We start from the raw sequence: 16,615 nt of genomic DNA, 5'->3' as shown, positions 1-16,615 counted from the left end.
CGGGATCACGGCGCGGGCGGCGCGAATGCGAGGACAAGGGTGAGCGGGCAAAGACGCTTTGATTATGTGATCGTCGGAGCAGGCAGTGCGGGTGCGGTGCTGGCCGCGCGACTCTCGGAGGATCCTGCGGTATCGGTGCTGCTGCTCGAGGCGGGTGGGACGGACGACGCCGACGAGATCAAGATTCCGGCCGCGTTCCCGCAGCTGTTCAAGACCAAATGGGACTGGAACTACGAGACCGTCGCCCAGAAGCATATGGGCGGCCGCCGCGCGTTCTGGCCGCGGATGAAGGCGCTCGGCGGCTGTTCGTCGATGAACGCCATGATCTACATCCGCGGCAACCGCGCCGACTTCGACTCCTGGCGTGACGATTTCGGCGCGACCGGCTGGGGCTACGACGACGTGCTGCCGTACTTCGTTCGCGCCGAAACGAATACGAGCCTGCACGACAGCTACCACGGCTCCACCGGGCCGCTGCACGTGGAGGACCGGCGCTACACCCACGAGCTGACCGACGAGTGGATCGACGCGGCGGTGGCCGGCGGGTTGAAGCGCAATGCCGACTTCAACGGTGCCGAACAGGACGGCGCGGGCCGCTACCAGGTCACCTGCCGCAACGGCCGGCGCTGGTCGACCGCCGACGGATATCTGCGTCCGGTGCTCGACCGGCCCAACCTGACGGTCGAGACCTTCGCACTGGTCACGGGCGTGGTGCTCGAGGGGACCCGGGCGGTGGGCGTGCGCTATCGGCGACGCGGAACCGAACACACCGTGTTCGTGGACCACGAGGTCGTGCTCTCCGGCGGTGCGATCAATTCCCCACAGCTGCTGATGCTTTCGGGCATCGGCCCGGCCGCCCAGCTGCGCGAGCACGGCATCGACCCGGTGCTGGACCTGCCGGGCGTGGGGGAGAACCTGCACGATCATCCCGTGACGCCGTTCATCTGGCACACCCGCGGCACCTCCGACCTCGCCGACTTCTCCACCCCGGCCCGCCTGATGCAGTGGAAGCTGACCGGGCGCGGTCCGCTGTCCTCCAATGTGGGCGAGGGCGGCGCGTTCTTCGAATCCCGGGCCGGTCTGGCGGCGCCGGATATTCAGATCCACGTCGCTCCCAGCGGCTTCTACGACAACGGGTTCCGTGAGCCCGTGGGGCAGATGTTCACCGCCGGAGTCACTCTCGTGAACGTGGCCAGTCGCGGCCGTTTGCGCCTGCGCTCCGCGGACCCCACCTGGAAGCCGGAATTGGATCCGGCCTACTTCGAGGATCCGATCGACATGACCGCGGTGATCGCGGGCGCCCGCCGCGTCCTCGACATCGCCCGCGAACCCTCCTTCGCGCGCCTGCTCGACCGGCCGTTTCTGCCCGGCCGGGTCGAATCGGCCTCGGACGCGGAACTGGCCGAACACATTCGGGCCGCCACCCAGACGCTGTACCACCCGGTGTCGACCTGTGCCATGGGCGGCGGCGAGATGTCGGTGGTCGACCCGCGCCTGCGGGTGCACGGCATCGAGGGCCTGCGCGTCGCGGACGCCTCGGTCATGCCGGTCGTGCCGCGCGGCAACACCAATGCCGCGACCGTGATGATCGGTGAGAAGGCCGCGGACCTGATCCGAGGTGATCGCTCGTGAGCTCCGAGACCGAAATCCAGGAAGCACAAGGAGAATTCGTGAGCACCGAGGCCGTCGTGACCTTCGATTCGCTCGATCCGGCAACCGGTGACCGTGTGGGCAGCCATGCGGTGCACACCGCGGAGCAGGTCCGGGACACCGTTGCCCGGGCCCGCGCGGCGGCGGCCTGGTGGGCCGGGCTGAGCTTCGCCGAACGCGCCGAGCGCCTGGATCGGTGGCGCGGGATCATCGCGCGCCGACTGCCCCAGCTGGCCGAGCTCAGTCATGCCGAAACCGGCAAGCCGACCTCGGACGCGCAGCTCGAGATCGTCATGGCGCTGGATCACCTGGCATGGGCGGCGAAGAACGCGCGAAAAGTACTGGGGCGTAAGCGAGTCTCGACGGGTCTCATGGCCGTGGACCTCGGCGCCTCGGTGGAGTATCTGCCGTTGGGCGTGATCGGTGTCATCGGCCCGTGGAACTTCCCGGTGTTCACCCCGATGGGATCCATCGCCTACGCGCTGGCCGCGGGCAACGCGGTCGTGTTCAAGCCCAGCGAGTACACCCCGGGCGTCGGCGCGTGGCTGGTGGACGCGTTCGCTCAGGTGGTCCCCGAGCATCCCGTGCTGCAACTGGTGACGGGATTGGGCGAAACCGGTGCGGCGCTGTGCCGTTCGGGGGTCGACAAGATCGCGTTCACGGGCTCGACGGCCACCGCCAAGAAGGTCCTGAGCGCCTGCGCGGACACTCTGACCCCGGTGCTGGTCGAGGCCGGCGGCAAGGACGTCCTGCTGGTCGACGCGGACGCGGATCTGAAAGCCGCGGCGGCCGCGGCACTGTGGGGCGGGTTCTCCAATGCCGGGCAGGCCTGCATCGGAACCGAACGCGTCTACGTGCACGAACGGGTCTACGACGACTTTCTCGCCATCCTGACCGCACAGGCCGAAAACCTGCGCGCGGGTAGCGATCCGGAAGCCGCGATCGGGCCGATGACGATGCCGACCCAGCCGCGCGTGGTCGCCGAGCACATCGCGGACGCGGTGCGCCGGGGTGCGCGTGCGGTCATCGGCGGGCAGAGCGGGGTCGGTGACCGCGTGGTGCAGCCCACCATTCTCGTAGACGTTCCCGAGGACGCGCCGGCGATGGTCGAGGAGACCTTCGGTCCCACGCTGGCGGTCAACAGGGTTCGCGATATGGACGCGGCGATCGAACTGACCAACGCCTCGCGCTACGGTCTCGGCTCCGCGGTGTTCGCCAAACGGCGCGGTCAGGAATTGGCGCGCCGCATCCGGTCGGGCATGACCGGCGTGAACCTGGTCTATCTGTTCGCGGCGGTCCCCGCACTGCCCTTCGGCGGGGTCGGCGATTCCGGATTCGGCCGGATTCACGGCCCGGACGGCCTGAAAGAGTTCACCTACGCCAAATCCGTGGCCTATCGGCGGCTTCCGGCGGTGCTGGAACTGACCACCTTCGCCCGCACGGCGGCGGTGGACAAGCTCATGGCGACGTTGACCGTGCTCCGGCACGGCTGAGGCTGCTCCTGCTCGGTCTCGGCGCCGGGCAGAGGTGGATCGGCACCGGCTACACCGACGGGGCGAGGTTCGCGTTCGGCCTCGCCCCGTCCGGTCGCGGCCGGTCGGGTGCTGTGGAAGGTGAAGCGCGGCACTGATTCCCGCTCATCACGGGCATCCCTCCAGGGTGATGTGCTCGAGTTCGGTGGTCAGTCGGGAGATGTCGCCGCCCTCGCGGAACACCGCCCGCTGCCGCTGCGCGCCGTTTCCGGTGCGCAGGACCGTGGCCACTGCGTCGCGTACGAACGCCTGTGCGCCAAGGGCTTCCAGGGCCGGTGTCACGTGCTCGACCAAGCCGTTCACGAGCGCGTGCGCGGAAATGACGTGGCGGGTGCGGGGATCGAGGCCCGCGCCGTCGAGGCCGTAGCGCGCGGCGTTCCAATACGCGGCGCGGAGCACCTCGGCGCGCACCGCCGGTGCCCGCCGGCCCTCGTCCAGGTCGGCGAGGGCGGTCATGACGGACGCTCGAATCAGCGTGGCGAGCAGCGCCGACTCGGTGACGGTGGCGGGAACGTCGCTGATCCGCACCTCGATCGTGGGGTACGACTCGGACGGGCGAACATCCCAATACACCATCTTCCTGTCGAGAATGCTGCCGCCGGAGACCATCAGATCGACCAGGGCGTCGTAGTCGGCGACCGACTCGAAGTACGGCGGGGGACCCGCGCTGGGCCAGCGATGCCACAGGATGCTGCGCCAGCTCGCGTACCCGGTGTCCGCGCCGCGATAGATCGAGGAATTCGCGGTCAACGCCAGAAACACCGGGAGCCACGGGCGCAGCTGGTTGCTGACCCGCAGCGCGGTATCGCGGTCCGGCACGCCGGCGTGCACGTGGCAGCCGCACAGTCCCTGTTCGCGGGCGAGCATCCCGAACCGATCGGCGATGCGCTGATATCGGGGGGTGTCGGTGACGGGAAACTCCTCGGGAACGCTCGGGGGTACCGCGACGGCGAGCAACCGCGCGTCGTTCCGCTTCGCGCATTCGGCGACCGCGCGCCGCAGCGAACCCAGTTCGGCGAGCAGCGCCGCCGTGTCCGTATGGACGCCGGTGCTGATTTCCACCTGGCAACCGGTCAATTCGAGCTGCAACTCGACCCCGGATTGCTTCGCGGTCCGGGCGACGGCGGTGTTCTTCGGGACCGGCGCGCCCGTCCTCGGGTCGGTCAGCAGGAATTCCTCCTCAACGCCGACGGTCACCGGTTCCATGGTCGTCATCAGGCACCCGGCTCGGAATTCGCTGATCGCGGCCGCGCCCGCTTCGGATCCATCACGAAATCCGTGCGGGCCGCCGCGCGGTCGCTGACGCGGGGCGGAATGAACGGGGCCGCACCCGGTGCCTTCATGGCCATCTCCTTACGACTCGCCGTCGCGCTGAGTACCGGTGAACTACCCGCAATCCGTCCGGGTCAAGCGCTTCGCTCCAGCGGTGATCCGACGCGGTACCCGTCCATTGCGCGCGAAAGTTCACGTTTGCCTGGAGTGAGCGGGGTAATCGCATCAATAACCCGACAGCGAAGGAGCCACGTCATGACCCGTCCCGGAACCCACGACCAGTCGCCCGACGGCGTTCCCGATACGGCCCGGACCACGCGAAGTCACGCCGGTGAAAGCATCGAAGACGGCTACAACTTCCCCGGCATCCTGCTGTGGATGCTGGGCATCGCGGCGCTCGGCGCGACGCTCACGGCGGCGGCCTACGGGTTCATGGGCTGGGCTCTGATCGGGGCCATCGTGTGTGCGGTCGGGATTGTGGGCGGGACGGTCTGGCTCCTGCTCGAGCACCGTCGGATCAAGGCCAAGGAAGGGCTTTCGCTGACCGATCAAATGGGCCACTGACCCTCGGCCACGCGATGAGCGCCGCGCGGACAAAGGTTCGCCCGCGCGCACATCGCCTATGCGCTTTTGACGAGGCCCTCGACCGCGCCGCCGATGGTCGTCGGGGCGTCGGTCATGGTCCGCAGGAAGGTGGCGTTCTCGCGTTCACCGCGGGCCGCGGCGCGTTCCATGCCGCCGGGAACCAGCTGTGCGGTAACAGATCTGGTGATGTTCACGGGAATCCGGACGAGCGGGTACCACGGCGGGACGGCCTTCGGCAGGCCCAGCGCACGCATGGCGCGAGGGCCCAGGAAGGCGCTGGTGACGGACAGGTGCGCCGATCTCGCCAGCTTCCGGCGCAGCTGCGGGAACCGGCTGTAGTTCCAGGTCAGTGGGTCGTCGACCATGGGCGCGGCCAGCTGTTTGGTGGTTTCGTCGGGCGTCGCGAGGGCCGTCATCGTGTGGTAGAGCACGCGGACGCCATCGCGGAACGAGTGCGGCAGGAACTCCTCCCGCACGCCGAGCAGCCAGCCGGTGTAGCGGGTCAGATGCGCGATCGCGTCGAGATCGGACGGCGGCAGCAGCATCCCCATGCCGAGACCGCCCGTCGTCGGGGCGATGAACGAGCCCACGAGCGTTGCCGCCATATCGGTTTGGTTGATCGGCAGGCCCCAGAGCTGTGGTTGCCAGTCCGGCATCGCGACCACGTGCCGGCGCACGAACGAGTGAATCATCCGGACCCGCACCGTGGATCGATACCCGGTGGTGCCGGGTAGCAGACCGTCGGCCGAGATGACGTCCATCGCCCACTTCATCGTTTCGGCGAAACGGGTGTTGGACCCCTTCTCCAAAGCGCCTGTCCGCAAAAGGGTCTGGTTGAATCCGGCGAACTGGTAGCCGCCCAGCAGTGAGACATCGCGCGCGAGGTACATGCCGTCCGATCCACCGCCGCGCAGTACCAGGGCGGCCCGGGTGAGGGTGTCGGGATCGACCCAGGCGGGGATCGCCTCGAGATCGGCGAAGAACGCCCGCAGTGGCTCCGGCGGCGATTGCACACTCGCGATGCCGTCGGCCAGCGCCCGCTCGAACAACGGCTTGGCGGTGCTCATGCCGACGGAGTACATCCACTCGACCAGCTGATCCATGGGCTCGTCGCCCACCGTCAGGCACTCGCCGAGGTGACGGAACTGGCCGGCGTCGGGCCTGCGCAGCCCCAGGGCGAGTGCGAAACCTCGGATGACCCCCGGTACGGGCAGGGGTTCAGCGGGATGACGCGATGGTATGACCTGGGACATCAGCACTCCTCGTTGAGTCGCGGCCATATTGGATAACGGCCGTGTTCCAAAGGTAGGTTCGCGGTATGGTGATGTCAATGTCGAGATCGGATGTAGTGCGTGACTACGGCGGAGTCAGTGCGGAAACGCGCCGCGCCGACCGCCGGAGCAAGCTGCTCGCCGCGGGGCGGCAGGTCTGGGGTGAGTCGGGCGTCGCCGAGGTGTCGGTGCGCGGGGTGTGCGCCGCGTCGGGGCTCACCCCGCGCTACTTCTATGAGCACTTTCCCAATCGAGAGGCGCTGATCGGCGAAGTCGCCCTCGAGGTGCGAGCTCAGGTGACAGAGCTGCTGGTCGCCACGAGCCTGGTGACACCCGGTGGTCTCGAACCCAAACTCCGGGCCGCGCTCACCGCGTTCTTCGAACTCCTCACCCGGGACCGCCACGTGCACCGCATGGTGTCCGACGTCGCCACCGCCGGTTCCCTGGTGCAATATCGCATCGAAATGCACGACCTCATAACGGAATTGGTCCTGCACTACGGTTCCGACCTCATCGACGCGGACCTGTCCGACCCGGCGGAGGTACGCCGCAGTGCGCTGTTCGTGGTCGGCGGGGTCAATATGGTGCTGGAGGACTGGCTCCGCGAGCCCACGCAGTCGGCGGCCGAACTGGCGGCCGCGTGCACCCGTCTGTGTCTCGCCGCGATCGGCGCGGGTGGTCCGAGCGTCGCCTGAGGCGACCGACCGGGCCGGGCTCGGCGCGGGCAACCCTGGCAGCAGGTTGTCGAACGCACCCTCCCGGTTGGTGTCGCTCTCGTCGCGGCCCGCCCCGCGCCGGCGTGCTCGGCTTCGGGGGCGTCGTCAGGCGATCTGGGTCGCGTGCTCTTCGTTCAAAGCCTGTGCTCGCAGGGTGGCCAGGGTGCGGGCCAGGATCCGGGACACCTGCATCTGCGAGATCCCCAGGGCCTTCCCGATCTGGACCTGGGTCAGATCGCGCCCGAAGCGCATCTGGAGAATCGCGCGTTCCTGGGCGGAGAGCGCCGAGAGCAGCGGGCCGATGGTGATCGAGTCCTCCATCAGCGCGTATCCGTCCTCGATGATGGTCAGCGCGTCGGCCGGGATGGCGGGCGTCACGTCCCCGTCGTCGGTGGGGGTACGCGCGTCGAGCGATTGGGCGGCGTAGCCGTTGTTGGCGAGCAGGGCTTGGGTGATCTCGTGCAGATCGGTGTCGAGGTGGGCGGCGAGCTCGCGCGCGGTGGGTTCGCGGTCCAGGCGCTGGGCGAGTTCCGGGATGGCCGCGGCGACCTGCTGGCGCACTTCCTTGATCCGGCGCGGTACCCGCACCGCCCAGGTGCTGTCGCGGAAGTACCGTTTCACCTCGCCCATCACCGTCGGAATCGCGAATCCCAGGAACGGTGAACCCAGGGCCGGGTCGAACCGGTCGACCGCCAGCACCACCCCGCACGCGGCGATCTGGACGAGATCCTCCCTTTCCACTCCGCGCGCGTTGTAGCGGGACGCGATGTGCTCGCCCAGCGGCAGCGCCCGGGCGATGATCTCCGCGCGCAGTCGAGCGCGGGCCGGGTCGTCGGGGGCCAGGCCCGCGAGCTCGCGCAGTGCGGGTTCGAGGTTGTCGTAGGAGTCACCGCTGTTGGTCGTGCGGGCAGCCTCGTGTGCGTGATCCGTTGACATGTCGATACTTTCGGTGTTGTTGGTGCAAGCGGAGGGCGTCACCGACACCGTGCCCCGGGATGTGGGCGCTAAACCTCATTCTGTCTAGTTGGTCGACCAGATAATCTCTACCATCTGGTAGAGATATTATTTAGCACTGGATGAAGGTGAGTGCAAGCGCCGCGGCGGAGGCCGACTTCGTGGACGGAGCAGAGAGAGGCGGTGGGTCGCCGTGGTCCGGGTCCTCGGCATCGTGCGAATATGGATTGGGCCCGCTGCCCACGAGCGCGGGCCGGTGATACCGGTGGTGGATGCGTGAGCGCGGTCGGCGGTTCGCTGGAGGTGCTGAGGTGAGGGAGAAGTCGAGTTTCGACGGCCGGGACCCGGCTCTGATCGAACGCTTCCTGCGGGAGGTCACCGATCCGGACTACGACGGCCCGGCCCCGGATCTGGACGCGGTGGCGGTGGTGCGCGCGGTGATCGCACATCAGCACAGCATCGAGTCGATGACGACGTCCCTCGGTCTCACCGAACAGAGCGCGGCGTACGTGGCCGCATGTGTGGACGCCGTACTACCGGGTGATCCCACCCCGGCCGAGATTCTCGCCGCGGTGGGGCAGGCCGCCGAGCCGGTCCGGCGCGCGGTGGCGTATATGTCCGACAATCTGCGCGAAGAGGTCGACGTCGCCGATATCGCCGCCGCGGGCTACGTTTCGATCCGCGCGCTGCAGTTGGCGTTCCGCCACGAGTTCGACACCACCCCCATGGCCTACCTGCGAGACATGCGCATGAACGCCGCCCACGCCGAACTCGAGAACCGCAGTCCCGGTGACGGTTCCACGGTCAGCGAGGTGGCGATGGGCTGGGGTTTCCCGCATCCCGGCCGTTTCGCGGTCGCCTACCGGGTGCGGTACGGGCGTGCGCCGCACACTACGCTGGCCGATCGATCGCGCCCCGCTTCGGACGGTGAGCCCGTGACGTCCGAAAACCAAGTGCCCGAAGCGAACAGCCATGATGAGACGGACGACCGGGCCGTCATCGAACAGGCCAAAGGCATCCTCATGCGGGTGTACGGCGTGGATGCCGACCACGCGTTCGCCATACTGAGCCGGCGCTCGCGCGAGACCGGTCTCGCGGTGGATGCCCTTGCCGCGCAACTGATCGAGGATTCCTCGCACGCACCCTCGGCGCCGCCGGGCACCGTGCAGGCGTTCGATTCGATTCTGAATACTTTGCAGGAGCGCATCTCTCGCGAGTGACAGCCCGTGTACGCCCCGAGTCGGGGCAGGTCCGGCAGTCGTTGCCCGGGTGCGCGGCGGCGGTCGAACCGGACGACCGCGGAACGTGATTCCCACTTGCCGTTTGGGGCCACAGGCGCCGGGTAAACGGCCCGTGCCAACGCTGATGGGCACATGCCGGACAGATCGTGCCGGGGCGTTCGGCCGTTCATCGACGAACGCGACCGCAGCACGGAGGCGGCGTATGCAAGGGCATCGCCCGACTCGAAAGTGAAGTTCTCGCAATGACTTACAGTCAGCAACCCGTAGCACCCGTGGGTGCTCGAACCCGCTCACCCCTGCAGATCGGCTCCCTGGCGGTCGGCGCAGTATTCCTGGTCGTCGGCGTCCTGGGATTCGTTCCGGGCATCACCACCGACTTCGATACCCTGACCTTCGCCGGACACCACACCGACGCGAAACTGCTCGGCCTGTTCCAGGTGTCGATCCTGCACAACATCGTGCACCTGCTGTTCGGCGTAGCCGGGGTGCTCGCCGCCCGCACCGCCGTGGCCTCGCGTTCGTTCTTGATCGGCGGCGGAGTGGTCTACCTGGCGCTGTGGTTGTACGGCCTGGTCATCGACCACGACAGCGCCGCGAACTTCGTTCCGGTCAACACCGCCGACAACTGGCTGCACCTGGGCCTCGGCGCGGGCATGGTCGCCCTCGGGCTGGTCCTGCCCCGCATGGTGCGAAACGGGCCGGGTGGCCTCGCGGCCGGCACGCATTCGGCGCACGGCTACTGACCGGAACGATGTGTGTCCCGAGGCCGAGCGTCGGGGCACAACGTACGGGCGACCCCCGGCCCGGGGCCGCCCGATAGTTCGCTTTATGGCCAGCGCACCGTGACATCGTTCGTTTGCGGTACTGACCGTCGTGCCCGGGAACTGAGATGCTCGAAGGGCGGCGAGGCGATTGGGCGCGTTCAACTCTCGAGCGAACCCATGGTGATCCGATGCCGTGGGCGGAGGTCTCCTCATGACCGACCAGAACGTTCTCGATCCCACGTTATCCAGCGCTTCGCGGCGGCATGGATCGAATTCCTACGACGACATCGAGCCGTTGCTGCTCGAACTCGCGAACTCGGCCGCGGACACAGCGGAGCACACACGGTTGCGGGCGGAGATCCTGCGGCGCTGTCTGCCCCTGGCGGACCACATCGCCCGCCGGTATTCCGGCCGCGGGCAGTACCACGACGATCTGTTCCAGGTCGCGAGTCTCGGGTTGATCGGTTCGGTCGACCGCTACGACCCTTATCGCGGGACCCCGTTCCTCGCGTTCGCGATACCCACCATGATGGGAGAGGTGCGGCGCCACTTCCGCGACCAGTCCTGGGCACTGCGGGTTCCGCGGCGCACCAAGGAAATTCAGGGCAGGCTGGGATCGGCGATCGAGGAGCTCTCCCACCGCAACGCGCGCACACCCACCGCCGTCGAGATCGCGATGGAGCTCGGGGTGGATCTGCTCGAAGTCACCCAGGCCATGATCGCGGCGAACGCCTACTCCTGCGATTCGCTCGAATCCGGTTTCGACGAGAGCGAGGACCGGCACACGGCCTCGGTGGCCGACGCGCTGGGAGAAATCGACTCCGGCTATCAGCTGACCGACGAATCCCTCAGCGTCGGGCCGTTGCTGGATCGGTTACCCGCACGCGACCGCCACGTGCTCCACCTGCGCTTCTACCGCGGGATGACACAGCTGGAGATAGCCGGGACGCTGGGCGTGTCCCAGATGCAGGTCTCGCGCATCCTCAGCAGGACGCTCACCGATCTCAGACATCAGGCACTTCCCGAGGCGGAGTGATCGTCCTCGGGTAGGTCGTCCACCCGAGGCAGCGATCGCCGGCGGTTTGCCACATCGGGCATCTCGGGGATATGGACGCGTCTGCGGCGACAGTCGCAGAGTTGCTCGGCTGTGCGGCTGCCACGCGCACGTGGGGATCGCGGACCGCGACGTCGCGGTGCGGGTGAGCAATCACGTGCGGCCCCGGCTGCCGGCCTATTTTGCGCTGACCGCGAACTCGCTGATCTACCGGGGCAGCGTGACCGGGTACGCGAGCCGCATCGTCGGATCGGTGGCCGAGGCGCTGCTCGGCGGGCCGTGCCCTCAGTACTCGAACACTCGGGACGCCAGCGGCCGCGTCGCGGGTCCTTCCAGGACGCTTCCGTCGGCGGCGAAGCGCGAGCCGTGCAGGGGACAGTCCCACGACTTCTCGGCGTCGTTCCACCGCACGACGCCGTACAGGTGCGGGCAGATCGCGGAGACCGTCGAGGTATCGCCGTCGACAGTGCAGGTCGCGACCGGCCGGACCCCGTCACGGTGGACATAGCCGGTGCCTTCGGGCGGCGCGTCGCCGGTGGTGTGGAGCTCCGCGCGCGCCCAGCCGCCGGCCAGGGCGAGCCCGACCTTGCTGTTGGCCGCGAGCGCGGAGACGAGCCCGGCGAGTTCTCTCGGGCGCCATGCCTCGAGCGCGGGCGCCCACGCGGGGGTGGCGCCGAGCAGGCGGCCGGTGAGGGCGAGGGCCGCTGCGACCCCATTCGTCATGCCCCACTTCGCGTATCCCGTGGCGACGAGAATGCGGTCACTGCCCGGAAGCAGTGGGCCGACGTACGGCAGCGCATCGATCGAGGAGTAGTCCTGGGCAGACCAGCTGTGTGTCAATTGCGCTGTAGGCCAGTATGTTCGAGTCCACTCGATGAGTTCGTCCACCTTGGAACCGGTCTCGGGTTCGCGGCCGACCGGATGCCCGTTGCCGCCGACGAGCAGCAGTTCGCCCGCGGAGGTGGGCGCAGAGCGCAGAGACCGCGTGGGGCTGTCCGCGGACAGGTACATGCCGTGGGGGATGGACCCCGGCACCTCGAACGCGAGGGCATACGAGCGCTGTGCCTCGAGGCGGGCGAAGAACGCGCCGCGGTCGAGAATCGGTGTGCCCGTGGCAAGAACGACGGAATCGGCGTGGAGGTCGCCGAGGTCGGTATGAACGGTGTCCCCACTGATGCCGGTGACGCGGGTGTTCTCGGAAATCACCGCGCCGTGCCGTTGCGCCTGCGCGGCCAATCCGTGCAGAACCGTCATCGGGTCGAACTGGGCCTGATCACCGGCGCGCACCGCGCCGTACGTCGGAAAAGGCAGCTCCACCTCGTCCACCCAGTCGGCTTCCAGACCCGCCGTGCGACACGCCGCGAGCTCCCTCTCGACGACTGCTCTCGATTCCGGCGCGGCCGCGTAGGTGAACGCCGCCTCGCGCTGCACGTCGATGTCGTGGTCGGCGCAGAATTCCAACAGCCAGCGCTGCCCGGCTCGATTGGCCTCGAGATACGCGCGCAGGGAGCTGTCGGAATGTCTGGCGGCGATCTCCGACAGATGGGTTCCCTGCAGCAGGCTCAGCTTGGGAGCCATAACGACGTCATGCGGCGCGGGTGCCCGGGCTCGCGGGTGCGAAACACTCCGGTCCGGGTCCTCCCGCCTACCGATCGGCGTCACCGACGTTCAGCGGTGTTCCGGGCACCGGCGGGGCGCTGCCCGATTGGCGATCGAGGCAGCGGGTAGGCGCAGCTCGTGTGAAGCGAATCCGAATATGTGCGGGAGGCACCCATGAGAGCGGTCACGTGGCAGGGCAAGCGCAAGGTATCGGTCGATCTGGTCCCCGATCCGATGATCGAGTCCCCATCGGATGCGATCATCCGGGTCACCTCGACCGCGATCTGCGGGTCGGACCTACATCTGTACGAGGTGCTCGGCGCGTTCATGAGCGAGGGCGATGTGCTGGGGCACGAGACGATCGGGGTCGTGGAGGAAGTCGGCACGGAGGCGGGCACCCTGGCGGTCGGCGATCGTGTGGTGGTGCCCTTCCAGATCAGCTGCGGTCGCTGTTTCATGTGCGATGAGGGTCTGATGACCCAGTGCGAGACCACTCAGGTGCGCGAACAAGGCAGTGGAGCAGCGCTTTTCGGCTACTCGAAGCTGTACGGCCAGGTTCCCGGCGGGCAAGCGGAGTATCTGCGCGTTCCGCACGCGGACTTCACCCACATCAAGGTGCCGCACGGCCCGCACGACACGCGATTCCTGTATCTGTCCGATGTGCTGCCCACCGCGTGGCAGGCGGTCGAGTACGCCGCTGTTCCGGACGGTGGTTCGCTCACGGTGCTGGGTCTCGGGCCGATCGGTGACATGGCCGCCCGGATCGCGCTGCACCGGGGAATCGAGGTTTTCGGCGTCGATCGGGTCCCCGAGCGGCTGGCTCGAGCGGCTGAGCGCGGGGTACGGGTCATCGACATGAACGCGGCCGACGGCTCGATCGCGGACATCGTTCGCGAGGCCACACGGGGTCGTGGCACCGATGCGGTGATCGACGCGGTCGGGATGGAGGCACACGGCTCACCCGTCGCCTCGGCGGCCCAGCGCGCGGCCGGGCTACTACCGGATGCGCTGGCGCGCAGGATGATCGACACCGCCGGAGTGGATCGCCTCGCGGCGCTGCTGCTCGCGATCGACATCGTGCGCCGGGGCGGCACGATCTCCCTGGTCGGCGTGTACGGCGGAATGCTCGACCCGCTGCCGATGCGGGTGCTGTTCGACAAGCAGATCCAGCTGCGGATGGGGCAGGCCAACGTCAAACGCTGGGCCGGGGACATCATGCCGCTACTGGGCGACGATGATCCGCTCGGTGTCGAAACCTTTGCCACACATCGACTTCCGCTGACAGACGCGCCGCATGCGTACGACATCTTCCAGCGCAAAGCCGACGGCGCGGTGAAGATCGTCCTGGACCCCGCCGCCTGAGCCGCAGGCCGTTGGCTGCCTGGGTCCGGCCCCGGACTCCGGGCAGTGATTGTGGTGCGTCGGTCGCCCGCGGCTTTCACCGCATCGGCAACAGCCACATGGTTCCGCGATCGGATGCCGCCCGTATGCCCGGAAGTCACGGCGTCGCGACGCAGGAAGAAGTTCGTTGTTTCGAACGAGGGGTATCGGGCAACCGGCGCGTGAACAGGTCTCAGTGATTCGCTCGCCGTCCGTGTCAGAGGACGCTAGGTAACACCCCAGATAAGAAACGTTGTGTGTAGAACCGTGAACAAGCACCGCAGCTCTCGTTCCGTTCGAACCCATGATCTGAATTCCGATTCCGGACCTCGGCCCGATGTCTCGTGGCCGGAGCCGAGCCCATTCACCTCGTGGTGGGAAAGAGTGATGCGCCACGAAGACGGTGACCAGGACGCGCCGGGTGACAACGCGGATGGGGACTGATACCGCGCACGCAGGGCCGGCCCGGGCACGAGCCGTCGCCAGGCACTTCACAACGGTGAGGTAACAACGCGCGGGGGTGAGGAGCGCGGCCGGCGGCGGGCCTATCCGGCCGAACGCGAATTTCGGTGTCGATTTGCCGGTCAATTTCTGTGCTGGGTCCGGCTCCCGGGACGCCCGCCGAGGTCGCCCCGTTACCTGCCGCCCATACGGTCGTGCGGGGACGGTGGCGTCCGAAGGCCGTGATTCGAGAAAGGAACGACTACAGCATGGATTGGATTCTCGACCCCGGCGAGCTCGCCGGCGCGCGCATCGGAGACGATCTCGAACCGCTGTGGCTCGGTTCCGAAGCACCCGTGGCAAGGCCGCTCGTGGCTGATCGGGAACTGGCGGCGGCCCTGCGGGTCCTCGCCGCGCCGGAGGTGCGCGTCACGATCGACGGCAACCACCCGGACGCTATTCACAGCGTGCGCATGCGCGGCTGCACGGCGGGACATCGCAGCGTACTCGCGGTGCAGGATTCGAAGGCACGCGGCGGATACCGCGGCACCGTACGCCTGTGGTCGGGCCCCGATGCCGCACTGGCCGAACACATCTCGTACGCAATGCCGGCGGTGCATCGCGGGCAGCGGCCCAGGACCGACGATGCCGCGACCACCCGGGCGTTGCTCGACGCACCGCGAATCGGCGGTGGCAGGGTCACCATCGACAGCACTCCGATCGCCGCGACCCCAGGCCCCAGCGCAACCCTGGACTGGCTCGATATCGCCTGCGACGGCCGCTACCTCGCACACGCCGGCGCGCGAACCACGATCATTCCCGCCTCGGCCTCGACGGTCACCGCCGTCCTGGATCGAATCATCGCCGGAGATCGGCTCGACGACCCGGCTCTCGATATGTCGCTCATCGAATCCGACGCGGCCTGATCGTCCGAATCCGGGCGACGGGATCCGATGGACCTCCCCGGCCCACTATGGTTTGCTGTCAGATAGCCATTGGTTCGCCGGTGACATTCTTCGCGCGTCATGTCCCCGACCGAGAGGAAGCGCTGTGAAGGCTCTGCAATACGTCGAAGTCGGTGCGGAACCGCAGGTGCGTGAGGTGCCCACGCCCGAGCCGGGGCCGGGTCAGGTATTGCTCGAAGTCACCGCCGCGGGCGTGTGCCATTCCGACGACTTCGTCATGTCCATGCCGAAGGAGATGCTGAGCTTTCCCTTGCCGCTGACCCTCGGGCACGAAGGCGCGGGGCGGGTCGCGAAACTGGGTGCGGGAGTGCAGGGGATCGACGTCGGCACCAACGTCGTGGTGTACGGGCCGTGGGGATGCGGGGTGTGCTGGTTCTGTGCGCAGGGTCTCGAGAACTACTGTTCCCGCGCGGCCGAACTGGGAATTTTCCCGCCGGGGCTGGGCGCGCCGGGCGCCATCGCGGAATACCTGATCGTGGATTCGGCGCGGCACCTCGTTCCCATCGGCGACCTCGATCCGGTGGCGACCGTTCCGCTCACCGACGCCGGGCTCACGCCGTACCACGCCATCAAGCGGTCGCTGCACAAGCTGCGGCCGGGGAGCTGGGCCGTGGTCATCGGGAGCGGCGGTCTCGGACATGTTGCCATTCAGTTGCTGAGGCATCTGTCGCCCGCGCGGGTCATCGCGCTCGATGTCAGCGACGACAAGCTCGACTTCGCCAAATCGGTGGGCGCGCACGAAGCCGTGCTGTCCGACGCGCACGCGGCCGAGAACGTCCGCAAGATCACCGGCGCGGGCGGGGCGAGCCTGGTGCTCGACTTCGTCGGATACCAGCCGACCGTCGACACCGCGATGGCCGTCGCGGGGATCGACTCCGACGTCACGATCGTCGGCCTCGGTGACGGAAAGTCCGCGGCGCGAGTGGGTTTCGGCATCAGCCCGTACGAGTCCGCGGTCACCGCGCCGTACTGGGGATCGCGCAGCGAACTGATCGAACTCATCGACCTGGCCCACGAGGGCGTGCTCGACATCGCGGTCGAACGGTTCAGTCTGGACGACGCGCCCGAAGCCTATCGGCGGCTGTCCGCGGGCTCGCTGCACGGGCGAGCGGTCATCGTGCCCTGAGTCCGCCCGCGGGCCGCCGATTCCCGGCGGGCGGAAGCGGCCCTTGCGGTTTCGCCCGCGCTCGC

The 16,615-nt window shown here is 68.1% G+C and carries 14 protein-coding genes and 1 pseudogene; 11 read left to right on the top strand and 4 right to left on the bottom strand.

Annotated elements, in window-relative coordinates:
• Nucleotides 1–66: 66 nt before the first annotated feature.
• Nucleotides 67–1,632 carry a GMC family oxidoreductase gene (locus ACFVBH_RS19505; RefSeq protein ID WP_379003112.1) on the top strand — a complete coding sequence of 522 codons (1,566 nt, stop codon included), beginning with the start codon at nucleotides 67–69 and terminating at the stop codon, nucleotides 1,630–1,632.
• Nucleotides 1,633–1,670: 38 nt separating this feature from the next.
• On the top strand, nucleotides 1,671–3,143 hold the full coding sequence (locus tag ACFVBH_RS19500; RefSeq protein WP_379003110.1) for an aldehyde dehydrogenase family protein: 1,473 nt from the start codon (nucleotides 1,671–1,673) through the stop codon (nucleotides 3,141–3,143).
• 147 nt (nucleotides 3,144–3,290) lie between these two features.
• Here ACFVBH_RS19500 and ACFVBH_RS19495 read toward each other — a convergent pair whose 3' ends face one another.
• The gene (locus ACFVBH_RS19495; RefSeq protein WP_379004542.1) at nucleotides 3,291–4,388 is read right to left on the bottom strand and encodes a glutamate--cysteine ligase; all 1,098 of its coding nucleotides are present in this window, start codon (nucleotides 4,386–4,388) and stop codon (nucleotides 3,291–3,293) included.
• A 321-nt stretch (nucleotides 4,389–4,709) separates the two neighbouring features.
• Here ACFVBH_RS19495 and ACFVBH_RS19490 point away from each other — a divergent pair, with 321 nt between their 5' ends.
• On the top strand, nucleotides 4,710–5,018 hold the full coding sequence (locus tag ACFVBH_RS19490; RefSeq protein ID WP_379003108.1) for a hypothetical protein: 309 nt from the start codon (nucleotides 4,710–4,712) through the stop codon (nucleotides 5,016–5,018).
• A 56-nt stretch (nucleotides 5,019–5,074) separates the two neighbouring features.
• On the opposite strand, the gene ACFVBH_RS19485 is transcribed toward ACFVBH_RS19490, so the two are convergent.
• Nucleotides 5,075–6,292 carry an oxygenase MpaB family protein gene (locus tag ACFVBH_RS19485; RefSeq protein ID WP_379003106.1) on the bottom strand — a complete coding sequence of 406 codons (1,218 nt, stop codon included), beginning with the start codon at nucleotides 6,290–6,292 and terminating at the stop codon, nucleotides 5,075–5,077.
• A gap of 77 nt (nucleotides 6,293–6,369) precedes the next feature.
• Between ACFVBH_RS19485 and ACFVBH_RS19480 the strand changes: the two genes are divergently transcribed.
• A complete protein-coding gene (locus ACFVBH_RS19480; RefSeq protein WP_354988444.1) occupies nucleotides 6,370–7,005 on the top strand; it encodes a TetR/AcrR family transcriptional regulator in 636 nt (211 codons plus the stop codon).
• A 126-nt stretch (nucleotides 7,006–7,131) separates the two neighbouring features.
• On the opposite strand, the gene ACFVBH_RS19475 is transcribed toward ACFVBH_RS19480, so the two are convergent.
• On the bottom strand, nucleotides 7,132–7,962 hold the full coding sequence (locus ACFVBH_RS19475) for a SigB/SigF/SigG family RNA polymerase sigma factor (RefSeq protein ID WP_379003103.1): 831 nt from the start codon (nucleotides 7,960–7,962) through the stop codon (nucleotides 7,132–7,134).
• Nucleotides 7,963–8,291: 329 nt separating this feature from the next.
• On the opposite strand from ACFVBH_RS19475, the gene ACFVBH_RS19470 reads away from it, so the two are divergent.
• The 4 genes and pseudogenes from ACFVBH_RS19470 to ACFVBH_RS19455 all read left to right on the top strand — a co-directional run.
• The gene (locus tag ACFVBH_RS19470) at nucleotides 8,292–9,200 is read left to right on the top strand and encodes a helix-turn-helix domain-containing protein (RefSeq protein WP_379003101.1); all 909 of its coding nucleotides are present in this window, start codon (nucleotides 8,292–8,294) and stop codon (nucleotides 9,198–9,200) included.
• A 293-nt stretch (nucleotides 9,201–9,493) separates the two neighbouring features.
• Nucleotides 9,494–9,964: a DUF4383 domain-containing protein gene (locus tag ACFVBH_RS19465; RefSeq protein ID WP_379003099.1), complete on the top strand. Its 471-nt coding sequence runs from the start codon at nucleotides 9,494–9,496 to the stop codon at nucleotides 9,962–9,964.
• A gap of 232 nt (nucleotides 9,965–10,196) precedes the next feature.
• Nucleotides 10,197–11,021, top strand: coding sequence for a SigB/SigF/SigG family RNA polymerase sigma factor (locus ACFVBH_RS19460; protein WP_379003097.1), 825 nt, complete (start codon nucleotides 10,197–10,199; stop codon nucleotides 11,019–11,021).
• Nucleotides 11,022–11,067: 46 nt separating this feature from the next.
• Nucleotides 11,068–11,265, top strand: a pseudogene (locus ACFVBH_RS19455) (glutamate-cysteine ligase family protein); the annotation flags it as partial.
• A 59-nt stretch (nucleotides 11,266–11,324) separates the two neighbouring features.
• Here ACFVBH_RS19455 and ACFVBH_RS19450 read toward each other — a convergent pair.
• A complete protein-coding gene (locus ACFVBH_RS19450) occupies nucleotides 11,325–12,617 on the bottom strand; it encodes an FAD-dependent oxidoreductase (RefSeq protein ID WP_379003095.1) in 1,293 nt (430 codons plus the stop codon).
• Between the two features lie 195 nt (nucleotides 12,618–12,812).
• Between ACFVBH_RS19450 and ACFVBH_RS19445 the strand changes: the two genes are divergently transcribed.
• From ACFVBH_RS19445 to ACFVBH_RS19435, 3 genes are all read left to right on the top strand, one after another.
• Entirely contained in the window at nucleotides 12,813–14,000 is a 1,188-nt protein-coding gene (locus tag ACFVBH_RS19445) for an alcohol dehydrogenase catalytic domain-containing protein (protein ID WP_379003093.1), read from the top strand.
• A 728-nt stretch (nucleotides 14,001–14,728) separates the two neighbouring features.
• Nucleotides 14,729–15,385: a hypothetical protein gene (locus tag ACFVBH_RS19440; RefSeq protein WP_379003091.1), complete on the top strand. Its 657-nt coding sequence runs from the start codon at nucleotides 14,729–14,731 to the stop codon at nucleotides 15,383–15,385.
• 124 nt (nucleotides 15,386–15,509) lie between these two features.
• The gene (locus ACFVBH_RS19435; RefSeq protein ID WP_354988453.1) at nucleotides 15,510–16,550 is read left to right on the top strand and encodes an NAD(P)-dependent alcohol dehydrogenase; all 1,041 of its coding nucleotides are present in this window, start codon (nucleotides 15,510–15,512) and stop codon (nucleotides 16,548–16,550) included.
• Nucleotides 16,551–16,615 lie beyond the last annotated feature (65 nt).

It is taken from the genome of Nocardia sp. NPDC057668 (assembly GCF_042799795.1).
In the GTDB taxonomy this organism is placed as follows: Bacteria; Actinomycetota; Actinomycetes; order Mycobacteriales; family Mycobacteriaceae; genus Nocardia.
This window is presented reverse-complemented; position numbering and strand designations above follow the sequence as displayed.